Origin of the sequence: Rathayibacter sp. AY1E8 (genome assembly GCF_002931415.1) — a bacterium.
Taxonomy (GTDB): Bacteria; Actinomycetota; Actinomycetes; order Actinomycetales; family Microbacteriaceae; genus Rathayibacter.
This window is the reverse complement of the sequence record NZ_PSVI01000114.1, coordinates 1-1,123: the sequence shown is the minus strand read 5'-3', so window position 1 is coordinate 1,123 and position 1,123 is coordinate 1. Positions and strand designations below refer to the sequence as shown.

Genomic DNA, 1,123 nt, shown 5'->3' with positions numbered 1-1,123 from the left:
CCGTCGGTCTGCCAGCGGAGGCCCCACGTGCCCTCCAGGCCCTCGAGGGCGGGCTTCGCGGGGAGGCGGTCGGCGAGGGTCATGATGCTCCGGTTCGCTATGGGCGGCACCGTGTCGGTGGTGATGGTGCCTGGATGGGGGCTCCGGGGCGAGTCGCCCGCCGGCCGCGACGATTCTACCGGAGCGGCGGGAGCCGGGTCAGTCGACGACTGGGGTGAAGCCGGGTCAGTCGACGACGGGGGTGAAGCCGGCGCGGACGGGCGCGAGCGCCTCGTCGAGATAGGGCACGAGCTCGCCGCGGGTGGGGCCCGCCGCGGCCCACGCCTGCACGGCCGCCACCGCGGCTCCGACACTCGCGTAGGCGATGGCGCGCGAGAGGTGCGAGGGCAGCGGGCGCGCGCTCCGCTCCTCCACGAAGCGGGCGATGACGGCCGCCTGCCGGGCGAGGCGGCCGAGGGCCGACGCCTGCAGCTCGTGGACGCTGCCGATCATCTCGGACTGGGTGAGCACCCACGGCACCGTCGCGGGTCCGAAGCCGGAGCCGATCGCGAGCAGCGCGTCGCCGAGCGCGTCCATCACCGGCGCCTCTGCCGCCGTCTCGGCCAGCGCCTCCGGGAGCTCGGCCAGCCGGTCGTCGACCAGCACCCAGAAGACGTCACTCTTGGACTCGAAGTAGTTGAAGAAGGTGTTGCGCGAGACCCCCGCCCGCTGGGCGATCTGCTCGATCGTCGTGCCCGCGTAGCTCTGCTCGACGAAGAGGTCCAGTGCGGCGTCCTCGAGCATGGAGCGCGACGACGCGCGGGGCCGTCCGCGCTGCACTCCTCGCACCATGAACCGCTCCTGCTCCGCTTCCCCCGACGCGCTAGGATAGCGCCGGACGACTTCGACCCGGCCATCACCGGTGAGTCTCCGGAAGAACGGCGCCGGCTCCGGCCTGCGCCCGGTAGACCCGGACGGGTGCGGCCCGTGACAGCCGATCGAGTGGGAACGCGTCAGCGGGCACTCCTCCGGGAGCGACCAGCCGACCGGTCCAAGCGAGGTGGTACCGCGACCCGGCCCGGGGTCTGAGATCCGGGCGGGCCGTCCTCGTGCAGACCAGCAGCACTGCCAGGAGACCGCACGT

At 73.4% G+C, this 1,123-nt stretch carries 1 protein-coding gene; it reads right to left on the bottom strand.

Going from position 1 to position 1,123, the window contains the following annotated elements; all coding sequences use genetic code 11:
* Window positions 1-225: 225 nt before the first annotated feature.
* On the bottom strand, window positions 226-831 hold the full coding sequence (locus C5C74_RS16850) for a TetR/AcrR family transcriptional regulator (RefSeq protein WP_104223688.1): 606 nt from the start codon (window positions 829-831) through the stop codon (window positions 226-228).
* Between the last annotated feature and the right edge of the window lie 292 nt (window positions 832-1,123).